4 protein-coding genes are annotated in these 2,020 nt (G+C 51.3%); 3 read left to right on the top strand and 1 reads right to left on the bottom strand.

Annotated features, from left to right (window positions below):
• Positions 1-160: 160 nt before the first annotated feature.
• The 3 genes from ACOYNV_RS27980 (at position 161) to ACOYNV_RS27990 (ending at position 1,136) form a co-directional block, all read left to right on the top strand.
• On the top strand, positions 161-457 hold the full coding sequence (locus tag ACOYNV_RS27980; protein ID WP_422903098.1) for a hypothetical protein: 297 nt from the start codon (positions 161-163) through the stop codon (positions 455-457).
• 75 nt (positions 458-532) lie between these two features.
• Complete coding sequence (locus tag ACOYNV_RS27985; protein WP_422903099.1) at positions 533-811, top strand: type II toxin-antitoxin system RelE/ParE family toxin; 279 nt, start codon at positions 533-535, stop codon at positions 809-811.
• A 10-nt stretch (positions 812-821) separates the two neighbouring features.
• Positions 822-1,136, top strand: a complete 315-nt coding sequence (locus ACOYNV_RS27990) for a HigA family addiction module antitoxin (RefSeq protein WP_422903100.1) — start codon at positions 822-824, stop codon at positions 1,134-1,136.
• Positions 1,137-1,635: 499 nt separating this feature from the next.
• Here ACOYNV_RS27990 and ACOYNV_RS27995 read toward each other — a convergent pair whose 3' ends face one another.
• A complete protein-coding gene (locus ACOYNV_RS27995) occupies positions 1,636-1,851 on the bottom strand; it encodes a hypothetical protein (protein WP_422903101.1) in 216 nt (71 codons plus the stop codon).
• Positions 1,852-2,020 lie beyond the last annotated feature (169 nt).

The following is a 2,020-nucleotide window of genomic DNA, read 5'->3' on the forward strand; positions in this document are numbered from 1 at the left end:
GACATACTGATTACCCCAAAATAGGTGGTAAATTCATTCTTAAAAATCACCTAACTTTGTTCAAAGTCCAATAATTCGTAATGAGATTCGCGCCCAAATTTGCGGTATCTTGGCTGGCCCGATAGCTGATGGCATATTCGCGGTAGAAGAAAACGGAATAATGATAGAGCCGAACTATGGGCCGGAATCATACGCAAACGAAGACTCACAGAAAGCCGCCGGTTTAGCTCTGCTGCTGCCTTGGCGTGGTGAGTACGGTGATTTAACCTGGGTTACCGAGCAATTGCTACGCCGCCCTGATGTTTGGGCTATGGTGATTCGATTGGCCTGTGAACTTGAGCGATTGGGCGATATGGAAGACTTTGATGGTTTTCTGCCTGATGCTGTGGACGGCTGGCCTAGTTCACCGCAAGCAAAGAAGCCAATTGTTATCGGTGCGCTGACTATCAGCGAGTGACCGCCGTGGAGCCGGGCAAGCTGCGCGTGGTGGCAGGTTGATTGCAAAGCGTAACGCTACAAGATATAATCAATCATGATTAAGTCATTCGGCCATAAAGGGCTACAGGCATTCTTTGAACGTGGCACAAAAGCAGGCATCCGGCCAGACCATGCGCCCAAGCTAGCCCGACTGCTGGCCCGCCTGGACGTGGCCGCAAGTGCGCCAGATATGAACGTGCCGGGCTGGGGCTTGCACCCGTTGTCAGACGATTTGAAGGGGCATTGGGCCGTATCGGTAAACGGCAATTGGCGAATGACTTTCACCTTTGACGGTACGGATGCCGTACTGGTTGATTACATGGATTACCACTAGGAGCTACACCATGACCCGCATGTTTAACCCGCCGCATCCTGGCCTGACCCTGCGTGATGACGTGCTACCCGCGCTGGGGCTGGGTGTCACCCAGTCCGCCGAACAGTTGGGCGTGTCGCGTGTCGCGTTATCGCGTGTTCTGAATGGCCGGGCTGCTATTTCGCCTGATATGGCCCTGCGCCTTGAGGCATGGCTAGGTGCTTCCCGTGGTGGGGATGCCCGCGTGTGGCTGGCCCAACAGAGCGCCTATGACGTGTGGCAAGCCGAACAACGATTCAAAGCCGCACCGATGCGTGTGCAACCTGCGCCAGCGATGGCCACATGAAAAACTGCCCACTGGTTGTAATACCAAACGCTTTACTGGTGGCCACACGGATAGGTGAATTCCAAGAGTGGATGCTCGACTGGACACCAACATCTACCGCTACGATGAAAGATGAAATTCGGGCAATGAATGCCCTGCATCTTGAGCGGTTTGTTCGCCGGAATGTATCAATCAAAACATTCCTTGAGTGGAAGAAAGAGAACCCCCGAACTTTCATCACTGAACGGGTTAACACGCGCATAACAGCGAAAGCCACATAACAGTTTTTGCGCCAGCTAGACCCGCCTCGAAACCGGGTTGAAAAGCCAAGACCCCCACTAGGGTTTGCATGAATCAACACGCGGCGACATAGTTCAACGGTTATCAACTTAACCGAGGTTCTACTATGAGCGTCATTCTTGAAATCAATCCCGACTATTCGAACGAACATCTTCAAGCCCTTGCACGGGCAGAGATAGCCGAGTTTCACAAGCCTAAAACTTTCGACCTGTACGATTGACTAAGCCGCTTTTACTGCCCAAGTGAGGTCAAAACTGCGGTTTTGCAGCCATTGTGGAACTACATTGTTGACTGTGAGCGCATTGAGTGAGGTCAGCGCATAGGAGCCATCTTCAGACCAACTCATCCCTTGGTGCTTTTGGCGCTTGGCAGTCACCAGATTATTGCTTCGCTCCACCGGATTACTGGAATTTGGCAACTTGAGTTTGGCACGCATGGCGTAGCACGGCATAGACTTGCGGTTACGTTCGAGGTATCCGATGAGTCGAACAATTTGGACTTTGAACAAAGTTACGACCTGTACGATTCAAAACTCAATTTTGTGCGAATATTTGGTGGTGCCTCAAATTGACGTGCTGAGCAAAAAGAAAGAGAATATCAATAAA

The organism is Propionivibrio sp., from assembly GCF_049316945.1.
Taxonomy (GTDB): Bacteria; Pseudomonadota; Gammaproteobacteria; order Burkholderiales; family Rhodocyclaceae; genus Propionivibrio.